The organism is Microcoleus sp. B13-B6, assembly GCF_036705405.1.
In the GTDB taxonomy this organism is placed as follows: domain Bacteria; phylum Cyanobacteriota; class Cyanobacteriia; order Cyanobacteriales; family Microcoleaceae; genus Microcoleus.
The window spans coordinates 1-18,312 of record NZ_JAUBUJ010000081.1 but is presented as its reverse complement, the minus strand read 5'-3'; the positions used below and the strand labels follow the sequence as shown (position 1 = coordinate 18,312).

The following is an 18,312-nucleotide window of genomic DNA, read 5'->3' as shown; positions in this document are numbered from 1 at the left end:
GGATTAAAGAAACCGGGTTTTTCGGGAGATTGAGGGTTGGAATTGAATATTGTGGAAAAAACCCGGTTTCTGGACCTTGCGTAAACTTTTCTTACATTTGATTTAAGTGGCGATTTATTTGAGATTATTAAAGAGTATTCATTTTTCTCGTGCAAGCGAGAGAATGGAGAAGGGACAGGCACTTCCGAGTGCAGCGTGGCGGTTCCTGGAACAACAATGCGGTCAATTGCCGTAGTGCCAATCGTAACAGGAATTCGGCGGGCAATCGTAACTCGAACATCGGTTTTCGCGTAGCTCTGGTTTCCGCGTAGTCTCCGGTTTTTGGTTCTGTGCTGTAGTCTCCCGCGAGCACTCTTCGCTATCAGAACTAGCAGATGGGAATGTGTTAGGCGTGTAAGAAGAGTCCAGACCTGTTCCCGTGATGAAAGCAATTTTATCCGAATATAAAACCGAATCGGGGAGCTTGGTAGGAATTCCGAACAGTTTCCCGATTTACAAGTTTTTTAATTTACAATTATTAAAATACCCGGCGGTTGAAACCGCGTCTACACAAACAAAACCCGCCGGCGCGGGTTAAGATTTTAATGAATGAATTGCCAATTATTCAAAAAACCTATGACTTGATTAAATGGTATGTTCCCATTTTAAACCGACTTCCCAGAGATTACAAGTTTACGCTAGGTAACAGAATAATTGAGGGAATGTACGATTTTCTCGAAGGTTTAATTGTCGCCAGATATGCCTCGGATAAACTATCACTGCTGACAACATTAAATGCTAAGCTCGATATCTTGCGCCATCAAACCAGATTGCTAGTAGATTTTAACGTCATGTCAACAGAACGTTACGAATATGTAGGAAAATTATTCAACGAAATCGGTGCGGAACTCGGCGGCTGGATTAAACAGCAGCGACAAAAGAAATAAGAGCAATGAAACGTTACGGGAACCTTTGGCAAGAAATTGTAGATTTTGGCAACTTGCTGTCAGCCGCCAAGCTAGCACAGCAAGGAAAAAGATTTCGCCCCAACGTCCTTGCTTTCAATTACAACCTAGAACGAGAACTGTCTAAACTGAAAGAAGAATTAGAATCAAAAACTTATCGACCAGGCCCTTATAAAACCTTTGAAATTGTCGAACCCAAACGACGAATGATATCGGCCGCACCTTATCGAGATAGAGTGGTTCACCATGCTTTGTGCAATATAGTAGTCCCCATTTTTGAACGCACTTTTATTCACAATTCCTATGCAAATCGCATCGGTTTTGGGACTCACCGCGCTTTAAGGAGATTCACGGATTTTGCCCGTTCTAGTCGTTATATTCTCCAGTGCGATATCAAAAAATATTTCCCCAGCATAGACCATGAAATTTTAAAGTTATTGGTGCGACATAAAATTAAATGTCCCGATACATTATGGTTGATTGATACAATTATCGATAATAGCAACCCGCAGCAATCTGTAGTAGAATATTTCCCAGGAGATGATTTGCTATCGCCACTGTCGAGACGCAGGGGTTTGCCAATAGGCAATTTGTCGAGTCAGTTTTTTGCTAATGTTTATCTAAACGGGTTTGACCATTTTATTCAAGAAAAGTTAAAATTTTCTAAATATGTCCGCTATGTAGATGATTTTGCCTTGTTTGGCGATGACCGTTTGCTGCTGCAAGATGCTAGAGTAGCGCTTGAGGAATATTTGGTTAACTTGCGGGTAACAATTCATCCGATCAAAAGTCAGTTATTCGAGACAAAAGAGGGAGCCAACTTTCTTGGGTTTCGGGTGTTTCCAGATACCATCCGCGTCAGACAAGAAAGTTTGCGTCGGGGCAGTCGTCGGTTGAGGTGCTTGCAAAAAGAATACGCGAATGGTGAAATAGAGTTAGCAAAATTGTCTCGGTCAGTTCAAAGTTGGGTGGCGCATCTCGAACACGCGGACACTTGGAATCTGAGACAAAAAATCAAAAACTACCTTTCAGAGGGGTTCATCTGAAAAGAGTTCGGGAAAACCAGTGCATCCAGTAACTGTTTAACCTTTTTTCGGTTTTGTGTTGTAGTCTCCCACGAGGGCTCTTCTCGATCGAGCTTGATAACTGATAGACATATCGCCTTACAATATCAAATAGCTACACAATTCATAAATCCCCAAATTTATATGACAATCGAAGAATTAGAAGTACAACTCCTGGCCTTAACGGCGATCGAAAAAGCTGAGGCGATCGGCATCTTAACTCAAAGCCTGAAAAACAGCGGCCGCCCGATAACCAAAACTCCCGGCGTAATGGGCGGTGATGCTTGTATTGACAAAACTCGCATTCCCGTTTGGTTGCTCGCCAGCTATCGCAATGACGGCGCTACCGATGCTTTTATTCTAGACTGCTACCCCCATCTCAGTGCTGCTGATTTGGTAAATGTTTGGGCTTATACTGAAGCTTATCCTGACGAAATTGAGTCAGCAATTCGACAGCAAGATGATGCTGACGAAATCTTAGATACACCGGAAAATATCAAATAAACCTATGGCACGTCTCTATGCAGACGAACACTTTCCCCGACAAGTTGTGCAAAATCTGCGATCTTTGGGCCATGATATCCTGACTGTTCAAGAAGCAGGAAATGCTGGACTACCTGATGAGGATGTATTAGTATTTGCCATCAGTGACAATCGAGCTGTTTTGACCATCAATCGGCGCGATTTCTTTCAACTGCACAAGCTGAAACCTGACCATTGCGGTATTATTGCCTGCACGCGAGATGACGATATGCCTAGACTGAGTGCGAATATTAATGATGCGATATCTACTGCTGAGATACTGACGGGGAAAGTGATTCGTGTCTATCGTTCTGGGCCGCCGTCCATATCTTAATTGAATTTAATAATTCTATCTACAATCTCCAAGTAAGATGCAAATCTCACATATCCCCACCCTACAAATTAGACTACTGGACGCACTCCGCCTTCATAAGCGGGTTTTTTACCGAATCTACGAGAGCGAACGAAGTATTTTCATAAAAAAAAACCGGTTTCTGGGCCCCATGCGTAAGTCCTATACAATATAAACAATATCATTCCTAAAATAAATGATTTGCTGTATCAATCCCGACTGCCCCAATCCTCAAAACCCCGACGGGCAAACATATTGCATCAGTTGTGGCCTTCAACTCGTACCCATCCTGCGAAATCGTTTCCGCACGATCAAACTTCTCGGTCAAGGTGGCTTCGGCAGAACCTATTTAGCAGAAGATATTGATAGACTAAATCAACCCTGTGTCGTTAAACAATTAGCACCCGATGTCCAGGGAACTTGGGCGATTAACAAAGCGGTAGAATTATTTCAGCTAGAAGCTAGACAACTGCAACAGCTAGGACAACATCCCCAAATTCCATCCCTTGATGCCTACTTTGAAGACAACAAATATTTGTATCTCGTACAACAGTTTGTGGATGGGGATAATTTGTTGACGCTTTTCCAAAATCAGGGAATTTGGCAAGAAAGCCAAGTTAAGCAACTATTACTCGAACTTCTACCTGTTCTCAAGTTTATTCACGAACAAAAAATTGTTCACCGAGATATCAAGCCTGAGAATATTATGCGCCGTCGCAGCGACGGTTTGTTAATGCTGATTGATTTCGGAGTTTCCAAACAGTTGTCGGGAACAGTGATATCGCGACAGGGAACGCAAATTGGTTCGCATGGTTATGCACCGCTTGAACAAATGCAAGGGGGTGAAGCTTATGCAGCCAGCGATTTGTTTAGCTTGGGGGCGACGGCTTTTCATCTACTGACGGGGGTACATCCTTATGGTTTGTGGACGGAACACGGTTATAGCTGGACTGGAAATTGGCAGCAACATTTGAAGAGTCCCATAGACAAGGAATTGGAATTAATTTTATCTAAGTTGTTGGCAAAAGATATCCAGCAGCGCTATCAATCAGCAGAGGAAGTTTTCAGAGATTTTCAACGTCAGTCTGGACAATCTCCCGCACCGACACCAATTCCCACAATTCCTGTGATTCCACAGCACTCTTTGCCGTTACGAACTAACACAACAAGGCGAGGTTTCTTGCAATTAGCGGGTTTTGCTGGGGGAGGATTTGCATTAGCTGTGCTGAGTCAAAGTTTGTTGAACAACAAAACTTCTTCATCTTCACCAAATCTTCCACCTTCATCCAAAAATGCGGCCCCATCTCCTAAATCATCAGCTCAAAAATCATCTCCAAAAACTACAGCCAAAAGTTCATCGCCCAAACCCTCTCCACAATCTGTAGCAGAAAGTCCATCGCCAAAACCATCTCCAAAACCATCTCCAAAACCATCTCCAAAACCCGCACCAGAAACTCCAAAACCTACGCCATCTTCCAATGCTTTAAAAAGCTTTACTTTTGAAACAGTGACAGTCAACTCAACGGGGCAAATTGCCAACCGCCGTCAAGGAAAAGCACAGGCTTTTATAGAAAATATGGGGAATGGTATTACTCTAGACATGGTAGCAATTCCTGGTGGCAGTTTTGTGATGGGTTCGCCCGATACGGAAGCCGGACGAAGTAGTTATGAAGGGCCGCAGCGTACCGTGAATATCCCTGCTTTTTTTATGGGTAAATATGAGATCACTCAAGAACAATACCAAGCGGTGATGGGAAATAACCCTTCTGAGTTCAAAGGTGCGAAACTTCCTGTCGAAAAAGTAAGCTGGAATGACGCTGTGGAATTCTGCAAGCGGCTTTCTAAAAAAACAGGCAAGACTTATCGCTTACCTTCAGAAGCGGAATGGGAATATGCTTGCCGCGCCGGAACTAAAACACCTTTCTATTTTGGTGAAACAATTACCCCAGATTTAGTTAATTATAATGGCAATAATCCCTACGCTGGGGCATCGAAGGGACTTTACCGCAAACAAACAACTGATGTCGGGAATTTTTTACCCAATGCTTTTGGACTTTATGATATGCACGGAAATGTTTGGGAATGGTGCAGTGATCTCGATAACGATCGAAGCGATCGCCGGGTGCGGTGTGGCGGTTCCTGGAAGGACGCTGCGGTGAATTGTCGCAGTGCGTATCGTCTTAGCAATTTGGCGGGCGATGGTTACTCGGACATCGGTTTTCGCGTGGCTTTGGTTTCCGCGTAGCCGGTTGAAGCCGTAGGGTGCGTCGCCCGAAACAATCTACAAGTTCGATCGACAATCTCGCAGCGACGCACCGCGAGAGTCAGTCAGGTGCGTCGCCATCTCAAATTTGTAAATTCCACCCTTAAATCTCGCAGCGACGCACCCTACAATAACGGAAATCGATCAAACCTGGTTTATTTTCGTTAAAATATGCCAAGGTCACACATCAGGAAGGATAAAAAATATGACCCTCAATCTTCCTCTTCCCGATTCAATTCAAAATTTTATTAACGAACAAGTGGCAATCGGAGGCTACAGTAATGCAGCGGAATACATCTTGCACCTAATTCGCCAAGAACAAGCAAGATCCGCGCGGGTTGAGTCGTTATTGTTGGCTGGTTTGGATAGTGGCAATTCTCTAGAGATTACCGATGATTGGTGGGAGCAAAAACGGGCTCAGTTGGTGCAGAAACTTGACCCACAGCAGCAATGACTAAACGGATTGTCATTACACCAAGAGCGAGTCAAGATTTAGACGAAAATTTTGCTTATATTGCTCAAAATAATCTTGATGCTGCATTGCGTTTTTTTGATGCAGCACGTCAGACCTTTGCGAGATTGGCTCAAATGTCGGGAATGGGTCGCCTGTATCCGGTTCAAAATCCACGGTTGGAGGGTTTGCGAAGATTGTCAGTTAGGGGTTTTGAGAATTATCTGATTTTCTATCTGTCTTTTGATAACTATATTAAGGTAGTGAGAATTCTGCACGCCGCGAGAGATTTAGAGGAAGTTTTGTCAGGAGATGAAGCTGATTGACTTTGTAGAGTAGGAAAATTTTTCAGGCTGCAAACTCTCCATCCCACCGTTAACTCCTGTCGAGATTACTTAATACTCGATCGCGCCCAAAATTGACATTACATGGTCGCACAGATTCCCATGATAATATAGTATGTCAATCTCACAGAAAAGTCAAGCTCGATCGCCCTTAAATCCTAATATTTGAAAAAGCCCATCAAGCAAGTTTCTAATTTATTTTCCATTGCACGATCGCCTATCTCTTCGTTCCCCTCTCCTGAGACGAGAGTTTTACTTTTAAGCGATTTCAAGAGACTGCTGGCGAATTTAAAAATTGTTTCACCCCTTACCCCCTAAAAATAGTGGCTTTGGACTAAATATTTAATTAACCATATAGCTATTAAGTAGCCAGAACGAAAGAAAATGCTGCATTCGTGATGTGAGGGGTAACACCCTTGGTGAATTCGCCAACAGTATTTTTCAATCGCCGAATCCCTCGCCCACAATTAATCAAGGTTAATATAGGATCAGGGGGCGATCGATACTACAATGCCATTGAACGCCGCATCGCTTCTGTCTGAAATGCTACACGAGTTGGAAATAATGACAGATCCGTGGCAAGATTAAGGGAATGTTAAGTTATGCGACGCCTTCGCAAACAAGATTTCCCGCTGAAACTGTCCCCCTAACCCACCTTCCCCATTAGGAACCCACCCATCTATGATTCCCAACCATTCCTTCGCGGCTGACGAGCATTCTAGCAAACCCGACAAGCCCGAGGAAGCTTGTGGCGTTTTCGGTATCTACGCACCGGGTGAAGATGTCGCCAAGTTGACCTACTTCGGTTTGTATGCCTTGCAGCACCGGGGTCAGGAATCAGCAGGGATTGCCACCTTTGACGGTGAAAAAGTACACCTGCACAAAGATATGGGACTGGTTTCCCAAGTCTTCAACGAATCGAGTTTAGGTCACTTGCCCGGTAACTTAGCCGTAGGACACACTCGCTACTCTACTACCGGCTCGTCGCGCGTGGTCAACGCTCAGCCTGTGGTTGTCGAAACTCGTTTGGGAAGTCTGGCATTAGCACATAACGGGAATCTTGTCAATACAAAAGAATTGCGGGAAGAATTGCTGTCTCGGAAGTGCGAGTTTGTCAGCACGACGGATTCAGAGGCGATCGCAGTGGCGATCGGTTCCGAGGTAGACAAGGGCAAAGACTGGCTGGAAGCAGCGATCAGTGCGTTTGCTATGTGCCAAGGAGCCTTTAGTTTGACGATCGCCACTCCCAAAGGCGTGATGGGAGTCCGCGACCCCCAGGGCGTCCGCCCGCTGGTAATTGGCATCCTCCCCACAACTCCGGTACGATACGTTTTAGCATCGGAAACTTGTGGCTTGGATATTATCGGTGCTGAATTTTTGCGGGACGTAGAACCGGGGGAATTAGTTTGGATTACAGAGGAAGGTATGGCTTCCTTCCACTGGAGTCAGCAGCAGAAGCGCAAACTTTGCATCTTTGAAATGATCTATTTTGCTCGCCCCGATAGCCAAATGGAAGGTGAAAGTTTGTACAGCTACCGCCTGCGGATCGGGCGTTTGTTGGCAGCAGAATCTCCCGCTGATGCTGATATAGTCATCGGCGTTCCCGATTCTGGAATCCCCGCCGCGATCGGCTTTTCTCAAGCTTCCGGCATTCCTTACGCCGAAGGATTGATTAAAAACCGCTACGTGGGGCGCACTTTTATTCAACCGACTCAGACAATGCGCGAGTCAGGAATCCGCATGAAACTCAACCCTCTCAAAGATGTCTTGGAAGGGAAGCGGGTAATTATTATCGATGATTCGATCGTGCGCGGTACAACCAGTCGCAAAATCGTCAAAGCCTTGCGGGATGCTGGCGCAACCGCAGTTCACATGAGAATTTCTTCGCCACCGGTGACTCATCCGTGTTTCTACGGGATCGACACCGACAATCAAGATCAGTTGATTGCTGCTACTAAGTCAGTCGCAGAAATCGGCATCCAAATAGGGGTAGATTCTTTGGCTTTCTTGAGTTGGGATGGAATGCTGAAGGCGACTAACGAAGACCCGATGAGTTTTTGTTCGGCGTGTTTCACTGGTGATTATCCGATCGACGTTCCAGAAATGGTAAAACGGTCTAAGCTCATATTAGAAAAAGCTGCAACCTAGAAAATCCAAAAGCGAGAAAGCGATCGCCCGTCACTTTCCGCAATTTAGGGATTTTCAAGTTTTTCTGGTAAGTCATTGCCAGAATGTGTGTAGAAATGTTACATTAACTTAGCTTTAGCAATTCTTGCAGAATTGGTGAACTGTAGTAAACAGTCGCTTGGGCACCACTTGTGTGAAACCCAACACTCGGATTGGAGATTGGAGATTGGAGATTTGAGACTTGTGCTTGAATCTAAAATCGCCAATCTAAAATCGATGGTTTTTCCCTACACTCTCGTTCACAATTCCTGCTCGAAACGCTGTATGCTACCTGCAGACTGGAGGTAGTTCCTCCAGATGTCCACTCTCAGATGGAAGTCGCATTTCGCACCAACAACGGGCACATGAGATTTTTTCAGATAACAGGGTCGATCGCACTAATTTTTCCGACACAAGTATTCGACAAGCCAACTTGCTTGAGAATCGCGGACGGGCTATTCATGCGAACTAAATAACTTTAGAAACCCTTGCAGAGTAAAAATATGGCTCCTTGCAGGTTGAATGTTACCTCACCTGCATAGGGGATACAACCCCCCGACTCCTGTCCGGGAGAGCCAAAAAATTTAGATATTAGTTAACCCCCCAGATTCATCTGTGGAGTGAATCTAAAATCTAAAATCTAAAATCTAAAATCGATTGACTGTTAAAAGAAGGCGGAATGCGGTTTCTCAAGTCAGCTTAAATCGGAAACTTCGTGCAATCAAATACTGTTCTCAATCCCGCGAGCAATCCAGGCTCATCCTCTCGTACAACAGAGTTACCTTTTACTCTTGCTGATATCAAGGCAGCCATTCCAGCCCACTGTTTTGAGCCCTCGGCATGGAAATCTCTGGCTTATTTCTTTTTAGATATTGGCATCATCGCAGGTTTGTATGCGATCGCCTACACCCTCGATTCCTGGCTCTTTTATCCAATCTTTTGGTTGATGCAAGGAACCATGTTTTGGGCATTGTTTGTAGTGGGCCACGACTGCGGACACGGTTCATTTTCTAAGAGCAAATGGCTCAACAACCTGATCGGACACCTTTCCCACGCTCCAATTCTCGTGCCCTTCCACGGTTGGCGGATTAGTCACAGAACCCACCACGCAAATACAGGCAGCTTAGATAACGATGAAAGCTGGTATCCGGTATCGGAAAGCAAATACAATCAAATGCCTTGGTACGAAAAGCTAGGACGCTTTTATTTGATGTTATTTGCCTACCCAATTTATCTATTTCGGCGATCGCCCGATCGGGTAGGTTCTCACTTCATGCCCGGTAGCCCGATTTTCCGTCCCTCCGAAAAATGGGATGTGTTGACGAGTTCCGCATCCTTGGTACTGATGGTAGGCTTTTTAGGCGCGCTAACCTATCAGTTTGGTTGGCTGTTTTTACTCAAGTTCTACTTGGTTCCCTATGTAGTGTTCGTGATGTGGCTGGATTTGGTAACATTCCTGCACCACACTGAGGCGGATATTCCTTGGTACCGCGGAGATGATTGGTATTTCTTGAAAGGTGCATTGTCTACGATCGATCGCGACTACGGAATCATCAATTCCATCCATCACGACATCGGCACCCACGTAGCCCACCACATTTTCTCGACAATGCCGCACTATCACTTGAAGGAAGCAACGGAAGCAATTAAACCAGTGTTGGGCGATTATTATCGCAAGTCAACCGATCCAATTTGGAAGAGCTTTATTCGCTCTTACTGGGATTGTCATTTTGTCTCCGATACAGGTTCTGGAGTTTACTACGAATCACCTAACAGTCGGCGATCTGCTGAAGTTAAGTAGTTTAAAGAAACAATAGAATACGTAAAAACTCGGCTTCTTAAAGAAACCGGGTTTTTCTTTTTTGCGCGTGTTTGATAATAAAATGTTCCACATCTGGAGGGGTGACAAGCCACCCCAAACCCAGAGGTCTCTTCTTTGTGGAACAGGCCGGAAAGCCTGTTACGAAAAAATATATCAGCCACTGGTTTTTACCCCAAACATCCGGGATAGCCGACAGTTTTTAAATTTAAGACTGCGATTTTTCCAAAGCTTGTATTACTACTTCAGCCTTTGCAGTCCAACCAATAATACCGCCTTGGGCGCGAATCATATCGATCGCACTCTGTTTAAACTCTGGAAAGTAGCTGGCTGTAGCATCCTCAACAAGTAAACATTCAAACCCCCGATCGTTAGCCTCACGCATAGTTGTTTGAACGCAAACCTCAGTCGTGACTCCAGTAAAAATTAGGTGAGTAATCGCTTTTTCACGAAGAATTAATTCCAAATTAGTGTGATAAAAAGCGCCCTTGCCTGGTTTATTAATTACTATTTCATCAGGCATAGGTGTCAATTCTGAGATAATTGAATTCCCCGGCTCCCCCAAAATTAAAATTCGTCCCATTGGGCCTCGATCGCCAATTTTTAGTTTACTTTGACCCCGCTTTTGCTTAGAGGGAGGACAATCAGAAAGGTCAGGTTGATGACCTTCAATAGTGTGAACAATAGGGAGATGGCGATCGCGAAATGCCTCTAACAACAGCTTTACCGTTGGTACGATCGCCTGTAGTTGGCTGACATCATTGCCTAAAGCTTCACCAAATCCCCCAAGCTCCAAAAAATCTCGCTGCATATCGATGATAACCAAAGCCACCCCGCCAGAGACTGGCAGTTCATAATCATAAGGTTGGGCAGATATTAAGACCATAACGATATAGGTTTTTCCCAAATTACTAGGACTATGCAGCCAGCTTGGCTGACAACACTGTGATTACTGTTAGGCGGGTTAATCACAAAAGTTCCGGCTTGGTGTTCGCCATTTTGGTCAGTTTGCGATCCAGTTAGTACGTAAATATGTTCAAAACCAGTATGGGTGTGCCTTGGGACACTCGCTCCCGGCTGATACCTCAGCAGAGCAGCAGCCGATCCACTTGTGTTGTCACCATAAAGTCGGTAGATTTCCACCCCATCACGAAATGGTTGCCAAGCCAACTCATTCTGCCACGCGGCGATATTAGGTAAATCCTTAAGGAGCAAAGTTTTGTTCAGTAGTTCAGTCATAGGTATTCCCAAATTGATTAGTGTCCTGCCATACTCTTACCGATCTGAACAAAATCTGCATCTGCGATCGCACTTTCATAAGTAAAATTCCCGCCACTTATTACTAGAATTCGATCGGACAACTTCAGCAGTTCATCTAAATCTTCGCTCACCAATAACACAGCTACACCTCGGTTGCGAGCCTCAATAATCTGACCGTGAATGTACTCCACAGCAGCAAAATCTAGACCAAAGCAAGGATTAGCGGCAATTAGTAACCTAATATGTTCGGAAGAGAGTTCCCGCGCTAACACTGTGCGCTGTACATTTCCCCCCGACAGATTGCCGATAGGCGTATCTGGCGAAGGCGTTTTAATTTTGAAAGTATTAATTAAGCTCTTAGCCGCCTGCCTAATTTCTTTCAGGATGAGTAAGATACTTGCTTTAGCTTGGGGAGGGCGGTCAAACGTCCGCAGCGCTAAATTTTCTGCCACACTCATGTGTGGCACACAAGCATTATGAAGCGGTTCTTCTGGTAGTGCGAAGACCTGATGTTTAAACATTTCGGCTCGTGTTGCTGTATAAACTTCGCCATTGACCAGCACATTTCCACCTGTAGCAGAACGCTGACCAGCCAACACCTCCACCAGTTCCCGCTGACCATTGCCTGATATACCTGCAATCCCAACGATTTCGCCGCTGTGAACTGTGAGATTTACTCCTGTCAATACCTCCAGACCGTTGTCTTTATTGGCATAAAGGTCTTTAACTTCAAGGATAGGAATAGTCGTTGGGGGGGCTGTCTTTTCAACTTGTTTTGGCTCACGCCTTTCACCCATCATCATTTCAGACATATCCGAGACAGTCAGATCCTTTACCAAACCCTGACCTGCAAACTTCCCTTTACGCAGCACCGTGATGCTATCGCAAAACGCCATCACTTCCCGGAATTTGTGACTGATAATTAACACGCTTAATCTTCCAGCAGTAACTTCTGCGCGCAGTAAACCTAAAACCTCATCAGCTTCCTGCGGAGTAAGCACCGAAGTAGGTTCGTCCAAAATCAAGATCCGACTCTGAAGATATATCTGTTTAAGAATTTCTAGCTTTTGTTTTTCCCCAGCAGCTAATTGAAAGACCGGCGTATCTAGAGGAACTCGGAAAGGAGCAGTTTTCATAAAAGCCTTTAACCGATCGTACTCGGCTTTCCAGTTAATCAAATTGGGGCTATCAAAGCGGGACAAAACCAGATTTTCCGCTACCGTCATCGCAGGCACAGAGGTGAAGTGCTGGTAAACCATGCCAATGCCGTACTTATGAGCATCGCGAGGACTTGCGATCGTGCTTTCCTGTCCATCAATTAAGACTTTGCCTGAAGTAGGAGTATAGAAACCCATCACACATTTAACAAGGGTACTTTTGCCTGCTCCGTTCTCGCCCAGCAAAGCATGAAACGTCCCTGGTTTTAGCGTCATCGAGAAGTTATCAAGTGCAGTCATCGTGCCAAACCGCTTAGTCATGTTAACCACCTCTAGTTCTGGTGGTTGAATAAAGTTTTGAATTTGGAATTTTGAGTTGTCAATTTCCAGTGCTAATTTTCGATCTATAGAATCAGTTACTTCCGTCATGTTTTTGTCTCCTTTGTAAAGTTTTCAGCTTATCGGCTACTTATGAGATTTAAATTTTTAGTGAGACCGCCCGGTTCATTTCACTGTTTTAAGTATTAACCTCACGTAGTAATATTTGCCGTCTTATCTGCGTCTATCTGTTTTCATCGGCGGTTAAAATTTAACCCCTGATTCCTACCGATAAAGTTTCACATTACTCTTAAACTCCAATACGCTTGGGCCCGAGCCCGATCCCCCCTAGCCTAGGGCGGGCACGGGGAGTAGGGGTCGCACCGCCCCTACGAAGGGGGGGACAAGAACTTACTTAAAGTCAACCCCTACTCCCCTTCTTAAGGGAAATTTAGGGGGATATCCGAAGAATAAACAGTTTTAACTGAACCGTATTGTCTTAAACTCCCGTTCCCACCTAACATAATATAACTTGACTTTTTCCTCAAAATTCATCATTCAAAGCTTTGATAAATGCTTCTGAATCAGCAACCGTTCCAAACACTCCTCCCTGCATCTGGATCATCTTAAGTGCCGCCAAATGGTTGCCATAATCTGTTGCGCCTGTACAGTCAGATAAGAGCAAACATTCATAACCGCGATCGTTTGCATCTCGCATTGTGGTATGCACGCAGACATCGGTTGTAATGCCAGCCAAAACAATATTTTGAATGCCCTTACGTTTCAGTAACAGATCTAGATCCGTAGCATAAAACGAACCTTTTCCAGGCTTATCAATCACCGCTTCTCCAGGCAAAGGCGCGAGTTCTGGAATGATTTCCCAGCCTGCTTCACCTCGAACGAGAATTCTACCGCAGGGGCCGGGATCGCCAATTTCGGCGTTAATTTGGCGCGATCGCCACTGCTTGTTTTCTGGTAAATCTGCTAAGTCGGGGCGGTGTCCTTCGCGGGTGTGCATGATATGGAAGTGCTTCGCCCGTGCCACTTCTAAGACTTGCTTGATTGGCTCAATAGGAGCGCGAGTCAGTGACAAGTCGTAGCCCATCTTATCAACATATCCACCAATGCCGCAGAAATCAATTTGCATATCAATTATCAGCAGCACCGTATTTTCTGGGCGCAAATCGCCATTGTAAGGATAAGGATATGGTTCAGCTTCTACAAAACGTCCCATGTTTATCTTCCTTGCGATAAATTCCTGTTTTATGTGCTAGTTCCTAAAGATCCAGGCGCGCCGGTCAAAGTTCGTTTCGGCGAACAAGTAATAATCATGATCGCCAGCGTCAGGATGTAGGGCGAAGCATTGAATAAGTAGTAATAGGAATCGACCCCTACTGATTGCAAAGCGGGGCCGATCGCCTGCGCCCCCCCAAATAGCAACGAGGCGTATAAGCACTGTACAGGATTCCAACGGGCAAAAATTACCAGCGCTACCGCCATCAGTCCTTGACCACTAGAGATGCGTTCTGTCCAACTACCGGGATAGTAAAGGGATAAATAAGCACCACCAATTCCAGCTAAGAAACTGCCCGCGATAATGCAGAGCATACGAACTTTATTAATCGAGATTCCCATTGCTTTGGCAGCATCTGGACTATCCCCAACTGCACGAATAAATAACCCCCAGCGAGTTGATTTAAAGAACCACTGCATTAGAGGGGCGATGGCTACACCTAACAAAAATAGGGGACAAATTTGTAGCGCTGATTGCACCGGACGCAGATGACTCCAAGCACCCAGAGGTAAACTAGGCAACTGGGTGGCACTTGGTTGAATAAAAGGTTTGCCAAAAAAGAAAGCAATGCCGCTACCAAAAATAATCATGGCGATGCCTACGGCAATGTCGTTTACTTTTGGTTGTATGCACAGCCAAGCGTGGATACAACCTAGTACCATGCCAGCTAGGCCAGCGGCTAAAACACCTAACCAAGGCGATCCAGTCTGATAAGAAATAGCATAGGCACTCATCGCACCCGTTAACAGTGTTCCTTCTAACCCCAAATTAATTTTGCCGCTTTTTTCAGTCAGGCATTCACCCAAACTGACGAACAAAAATGGAGCGCTACCCCGCAAAGTTCCTGCCAAGATACCTAAAGGTACTCCCCACCAACCTAATACTTCTGCTGCCATTGTGGATTCCTCCGATTTGAGATTTTGGCTTAATACCCATTTTTTATGAGGTTGGATAGAATCCGATCCCCCCTAGCCCCCCTTAATAAGGGGGGGACAAGATTCTTCTCTTTCGTCCCCCTTCTTAAGGGGGATTTAGGGGGATCGAGATATGTGCAACTTCACATTAAATTGGCTTAACGTATTGCTTAGACAGTGGCTACTGATGGCTGCTCGCTAGAAGGTGGCTGCTGAGGGCGATCGGTTGACTGTTCTTTGAAAAATGGCAAACGTCCGTAGAGCGATTCGCTATACAGAACTACCAAAAAGACCAAACCTTGGAACACTAAAACCGTTGCATCGGGCAGTCCATGTGCTCGTTGCAAGATGCCACCACTAGCCAGAATGCCGCCAAGCAGAATTGCCACAATAGTCGCAGCCAGAGGGTTGTGTCGAGCAATGAATGCAACTAAGATACCGCTGTAGCCATAGTTAGCATTAAGTGATTCGTTAGCTCGACCATGCACGGCGGCGACTTCCACCATGCCTGCCAAACCCGCACAAGAGCCAGCTAGGAAACAGATTGCCATTGTCAACTTGCCGACAGGAAGTCCGGCAATTCGAGCAGCGCGGATGTTGCCTCCTGCTGTCCGCGCTGCAAAGCCAAATGTAGTACGTTGGATCAGGAAGTAGGCGATCGCACAAGCAACCAACCCATAAATTAGGCCGTAGTGAACGCGGGTTCCTGGAATATTTCCTAACATATTCACATCAGGAATCGGGTAACTAGAAATTTTATTGACACTGCTGGGGTCACGCATCACGCCGCCGACTAAATGATTCAGCAGGGCGATCGCAATATAGTTCAACAACAAGCTGCTAATTGTCTCATTCACTGCCCGGTAATAGCGCAAAGCTCCCACTGCACCAATCCACACACCTCCACAGACAATTGCTGCCAGCGCCATTGCAATTTGGACTAACGTCGGCGGTGCAGAAGATAAAGCCAGTCCAGCGGCTACAGCCCCCAGACCCCCAACTACTAAAGCGCCTTCGTTGCCGATAATCATCAACCCCAAACGGGCAGGCAAAGCCGTACACAGGGAACTCAACATCAACGGTGCAGCCCTGATCAGGGTGTTTTGGAATGAATGCCAACTGCCAAACGCTGCTTTGTAGATTGAGGCATAGACAGCAAAGGGATTAGATCCAGCCCCAGCACAAAAAATTCCAAACAATACCAATGAGAAGAGGATGGCGGCGATCGGGATACCAACCGCTTCCAAAGTTGTACGCCAGTTTTGACGGTTAATCATCATCATAATAAAACATGAATTACTAAGAAAATGATGAGTGTTGAATGAAAAACTTGCTTGTATAGCAGTTGCCGACGGGCGTGAAATACTTTCTTAGGAATGAGAATTAAATAACTTACAATGCGTGATAGTTCTTGTGGGATGGGCGTCCCGCCCGTCCAGAAAGGGCGGGCTATAAGCCCAACCCCTACTCCCCACAAACTTCTGTAAATTATTTAATTCGCGATCCTAATTAACTCGTAACTTTGCCGATGACGCCTGATGCCAGCCAATTCATCTTTTCTAGTTCTGCGTCTTGCTGCTTGTAATCCTTACCTTCAGCAATCACAACTTTCCCGGTGTTATCTTTTATTTCCCCCTTATAAATGACCATGCTGCCATCAAGAAACTTACTCTTAGCAGCATCAGCATCTTTTTGCGCTTCGGCAGTTACGGCGCTACCGTAGGGCGACAGCTTCAAAAAACCATCCTTCAAACCACCACGTACTAAATGGGGAATGCCTCCGTTCATTAGCGTCTTGCCAGCATTAAGCATTTCAGCATACTTAGAATAGACATTCGTCCAGTCCCACTCGGCACCTGTTAAATATCCCTTGGGCGCAAGTTGGGCTTGACTCGCATGGTAGCCAGTACAGAAAATGCCTCGTTTCTCAGCCGTTTCTATCACCACTTTGGGGCTATCTACGTGACAGGTAATTACATCAACACCCTGGTCAGCCATACTATTAGCAGCATCAGCTTCTTTAACAGGCAAAGACCAATCTCCTGTAAAAATCACCTGAGTTGTAACTTCTGGCTTAATGCTACGTGCCCCTAATGTAAAGCTATTGATATTGCGTAATACTTGCGGTATGGGTTTAGCAGCAATAAATCCTAATTTTCCGGTTTTGGAAGCGTGGGCGGCAACAATGCCTGCTACGTACTCACCCTCATCAATGTAGCCAAAATAGCTGCCAACGTTATTTGGATGCTTACCTTCCTGATAAAGTCCACCGCAGTGGAAGAATTGCACCTCCGGGTAATCCTTTGCCAGTTTCAGAATATGGGGGTCAAAGTACCCGAAGGACGTAGGGAACAGAACCGTTGCCCCATCCTGTTCGATCATGTTCCTCATGGTTTCTTGTACCGCCGTAGTTTCAGGAACATTTGCTTCCTCTACGGTTTTTACCCAGGCTAATTTTGAAACCCCAGCGTTCCCTTCGGCTTGGGCTTGATTGTAGCCGTAGTCATCTTTTGGGCCAACATAAATAAATCCCATCACAATTGGCTTATCTTTGCCAGGCGAGTTTGCTTGAACCTCTTTAGCAGGAGTACATCCAGTCCAAAGGCGCGAGGTGACTGCAAACGCTGTAGTAGATAAAATCCCACGAATTACTTGACGCCGAGGTATAAACAATGACTTTTTGGCACTCATTCTCTATGTTCTCACTAAAAGTATTTAAGAGGAATTCATAGCTAAGCTGTAACGCTTATACTTGCTGGGAATTGCTAGATAGATTCACGCTACATTTGCCAGCTTTTAGTCGAGCTATTCAGCAATGAGATTAAATGCGTTAATAACTATTTACATTCACATCACATCGTGAATTTAATGAAAAAGATACATGGTAAACCAAAACTAATTCTAATATAAAATTAGTTTTTGCTGGAAAGGTTCTTTTAGGAAAGTCGAATCCCCTAAAAATTAATGATGTTTATCTTATACCAAATACTTTTAGTGGTAAGTTTTTTTATAAAAACTTAATAATATTCGCCAAATTGTCTCCCAAAAAGTTCGCTAGAAACAAAATTAAACAATAATGTTCACCACAAACAAAAAATATTTTTTGAGTTCGGACAGGCAACTAGCTTTTTAGTCTTGGACGCAACTTAAAAATAAGTCTAGGCTGAATCAAAAACAATAGAAATCGATCTTATAAAATCAGAAAAACTGTTATTGATTTCTAATAACAGTCAATAATCCGAGCAAGTTTTATGAGGACTGAAGTCTTCACTACCAACTCTATAACGGTTCTTGTACCGGAGATGTTGCATCATTCTCAATAAGCTTTTTATGAACAGGCTTTTCGGCCTGTTCCACAAAGACTCAATTGGGAGCATCTCAGTTTTGTAAAAAGCATTTTTTTTATTGTAGTGCGAGCGTCCCCGCTCGCGTATTGTACAATAC

The 18,312-nt window shown here is 44.9% G+C and carries 17 protein-coding genes; 10 read left to right on the top strand and 7 right to left on the bottom strand.

Going from position 1 to position 18,312, the window contains the following annotated elements; all coding sequences use genetic code 11:
• The first annotated feature begins 149 nt into the window (after nt 1–149).
• The 10 genes from QUB35_RS28060 to QUB35_RS28015 all read left to right on the top strand — a co-directional run bounded on the left by QUB35_RS28060 (nt 150) and on the right by QUB35_RS28015 (nt 9,907).
• Nucleotides 150–311, top strand: a complete 162-nt coding sequence (locus QUB35_RS28060; protein WP_333144918.1) for an SUMF1/EgtB/PvdO family nonheme iron enzyme — start codon at nt 150–152, stop codon at nt 309–311.
• A 273-nt stretch (nt 312–584) separates the two neighbouring features.
• Complete coding sequence (gene avd / locus QUB35_RS28055; protein WP_333144917.1) at nt 585–926, top strand: diversity-generating retroelement protein Avd; 342 nt, start codon at nt 585–587, stop codon at nt 924–926.
• A 5-nt stretch (nt 927–931) separates the two neighbouring features.
• On the top strand, nt 932–1,990 hold the full coding sequence (locus QUB35_RS28050) for an RNA-directed DNA polymerase (protein ID WP_333144916.1): 1,059 nt from the start codon (nt 932–934) through the stop codon (nt 1,988–1,990).
• Nucleotides 1,991–2,152: 162 nt separating this feature from the next.
• Nucleotides 2,153–2,512, top strand: a complete 360-nt coding sequence (locus QUB35_RS28045; RefSeq protein ID WP_333080638.1) for a DUF433 domain-containing protein — start codon at nt 2,153–2,155, stop codon at nt 2,510–2,512.
• A 4-nt stretch (nt 2,513–2,516) separates the two neighbouring features.
• On the top strand, nt 2,517–2,864 hold the full coding sequence (locus QUB35_RS28040; protein WP_333144913.1) for a DUF5615 family PIN-like protein: 348 nt from the start codon (nt 2,517–2,519) through the stop codon (nt 2,862–2,864).
• 214 nt (nt 2,865–3,078) lie between these two features.
• Nucleotides 3,079–5,127 (top strand): bifunctional serine/threonine-protein kinase/formylglycine-generating enzyme family protein, encoded by a 2,049-nt coding sequence (locus tag QUB35_RS28035; RefSeq protein ID WP_333144912.1) that lies wholly within the window; start codon nt 3,079–3,081, stop codon nt 5,125–5,127.
• Between the two features lie 223 nt (nt 5,128–5,350).
• Complete coding sequence (locus QUB35_RS28030) at nt 5,351–5,599, top strand: type II toxin-antitoxin system ParD family antitoxin (RefSeq protein WP_333144911.1); 249 nt, start codon at nt 5,351–5,353, stop codon at nt 5,597–5,599.
• Entirely contained in the window at nt 5,596–5,922 is a 327-nt protein-coding gene (locus QUB35_RS28025; RefSeq protein WP_333106495.1) for a type II toxin-antitoxin system RelE/ParE family toxin, read from the top strand. The genes QUB35_RS28030 and QUB35_RS28025 overlap by 4 nt, the downstream gene beginning before the upstream one ends.
• A gap of 699 nt (nt 5,923–6,621) precedes the next feature.
• Nucleotides 6,622–8,088 (top strand): amidophosphoribosyltransferase, encoded by a 1,467-nt coding sequence (gene purF / locus QUB35_RS28020; protein WP_333144910.1) that lies wholly within the window; start codon nt 6,622–6,624, stop codon nt 8,086–8,088.
• 733 nt (nt 8,089–8,821) lie between these two features.
• Nucleotides 8,822–9,907 (top strand): DUF3474 domain-containing protein, encoded by a 1,086-nt coding sequence (locus tag QUB35_RS28015; RefSeq protein WP_333144909.1) that lies wholly within the window; start codon nt 8,822–8,824, stop codon nt 9,905–9,907.
• 226 nt (nt 9,908–10,133) lie between these two features.
• Here the strand turns inward: QUB35_RS28015 and QUB35_RS28010 are convergent, their stop codons facing one another.
• From QUB35_RS28010 to QUB35_RS27980, 7 genes are all read right to left on the bottom strand, one after another.
• Nucleotides 10,134–10,811, bottom strand: a complete 678-nt coding sequence (locus QUB35_RS28010; protein WP_333144908.1) for a cysteine hydrolase — start codon at nt 10,809–10,811, stop codon at nt 10,134–10,136.
• Nucleotides 10,802–11,164 (bottom strand): cupin domain-containing protein, encoded by a 363-nt coding sequence (locus tag QUB35_RS28005; protein WP_333144907.1) that lies wholly within the window; start codon nt 11,162–11,164, stop codon nt 10,802–10,804. The genes QUB35_RS28010 and QUB35_RS28005 overlap by 10 nt, the downstream gene beginning before the upstream one ends.
• Nucleotides 11,165–11,181: 17 nt before the next feature.
• Complete coding sequence (locus tag QUB35_RS28000; protein ID WP_333144906.1) at nt 11,182–12,771, bottom strand: ABC transporter ATP-binding protein; 1,590 nt, start codon at nt 12,769–12,771, stop codon at nt 11,182–11,184.
• Nucleotides 12,772–13,204: 433 nt separating this feature from the next.
• A complete protein-coding gene (gene biuH, locus QUB35_RS27995) occupies nt 13,205–13,894 on the bottom strand; it encodes a biuret amidohydrolase (protein WP_333144905.1) in 690 nt (229 codons plus the stop codon).
• Between the two features lie 29 nt (nt 13,895–13,923).
• Nucleotides 13,924–14,850 carry an ABC transporter permease gene (locus QUB35_RS27990; RefSeq protein ID WP_333144904.1) on the bottom strand — a complete coding sequence of 309 codons (927 nt, stop codon included), beginning with the start codon at nt 14,848–14,850 and terminating at the stop codon, nt 13,924–13,926.
• A gap of 188 nt (nt 14,851–15,038) precedes the next feature.
• Nucleotides 15,039–16,151 (bottom strand): ABC transporter permease, encoded by a 1,113-nt coding sequence (locus tag QUB35_RS27985; RefSeq protein ID WP_333144901.1) that lies wholly within the window; start codon nt 16,149–16,151, stop codon nt 15,039–15,041.
• 226 nt (nt 16,152–16,377) lie between these two features.
• A complete protein-coding gene (locus QUB35_RS27980) occupies nt 16,378–17,559 on the bottom strand; it encodes a BMP family ABC transporter substrate-binding protein (RefSeq protein WP_333144900.1) in 1,182 nt (393 codons plus the stop codon).
• Nucleotides 17,560–18,312 lie beyond the last annotated feature (753 nt).

What these genes read in the sequence shown, in the direction of transcription:
- avd (WP_333144917.1), top strand. Translation starts at nt 585, where the DNA reads ATGAATGAATTGCCAATTATTCAAAAAACCTATGACTTGATTAAATGG.
- QUB35_RS28050 (WP_333144916.1), top strand. Translation starts at nt 932, where the DNA reads ATGAAACGTTACGGGAACCTTTGGCAAGAAATTGTAGATTTTGGCAAC.
- QUB35_RS28045 (WP_333080638.1), top strand. Translation starts at nt 2,153, where the DNA reads ATGACAATCGAAGAATTAGAAGTACAACTCCTGGCCTTAACGGCGATC.
- QUB35_RS28040 (WP_333144913.1), top strand. Translation starts at nt 2,517, where the DNA reads ATGGCACGTCTCTATGCAGACGAACACTTTCCCCGACAAGTTGTGCAA.
- QUB35_RS28035 (WP_333144912.1), top strand. Translation starts at nt 3,079, where the DNA reads ATGATTTGCTGTATCAATCCCGACTGCCCCAATCCTCAAAACCCCGAC.
- QUB35_RS28030 (WP_333144911.1), top strand. Translation starts at nt 5,351, where the DNA reads ATGACCCTCAATCTTCCTCTTCCCGATTCAATTCAAAATTTTATTAAC.
- QUB35_RS28025 (WP_333106495.1), top strand. Translation starts at nt 5,596, where the DNA reads ATGACTAAACGGATTGTCATTACACCAAGAGCGAGTCAAGATTTAGAC.
- purF (WP_333144910.1), top strand. Translation starts at nt 6,622, where the DNA reads ATGATTCCCAACCATTCCTTCGCGGCTGACGAGCATTCTAGCAAACCC.
- QUB35_RS28010 (WP_333144908.1), bottom strand. Translation starts at nt 10,811, where the DNA reads ATGGTCTTAATATCTGCCCAACCTTATGATTATGAACTGCCAGTCTCT.
- QUB35_RS28005 (WP_333144907.1), bottom strand. Translation starts at nt 11,164, where the DNA reads ATGACTGAACTACTGAACAAAACTTTGCTCCTTAAGGATTTACCTAAT.
- QUB35_RS28000 (WP_333144906.1), bottom strand. Translation starts at nt 12,771, where the DNA reads ATGACGGAAGTAACTGATTCTATAGATCGAAAATTAGCACTGGAAATT.
- biuH (WP_333144905.1), bottom strand. Translation starts at nt 13,894, where the DNA reads ATGGGACGTTTTGTAGAAGCTGAACCATATCCTTATCCTTACAATGGC.
- QUB35_RS27990 (WP_333144904.1), bottom strand. Translation starts at nt 14,850, where the DNA reads ATGGCAGCAGAAGTATTAGGTTGGTGGGGAGTACCTTTAGGTATCTTG.
- QUB35_RS27985 (WP_333144901.1), bottom strand. Translation starts at nt 16,151, where the DNA reads ATGATGATGATTAACCGTCAAAACTGGCGTACAACTTTGGAAGCGGTT.
- QUB35_RS27980 (WP_333144900.1), bottom strand. Translation starts at nt 17,559, where the DNA reads ATGAGTGCCAAAAAGTCATTGTTTATACCTCGGCGTCAAGTAATTCGT.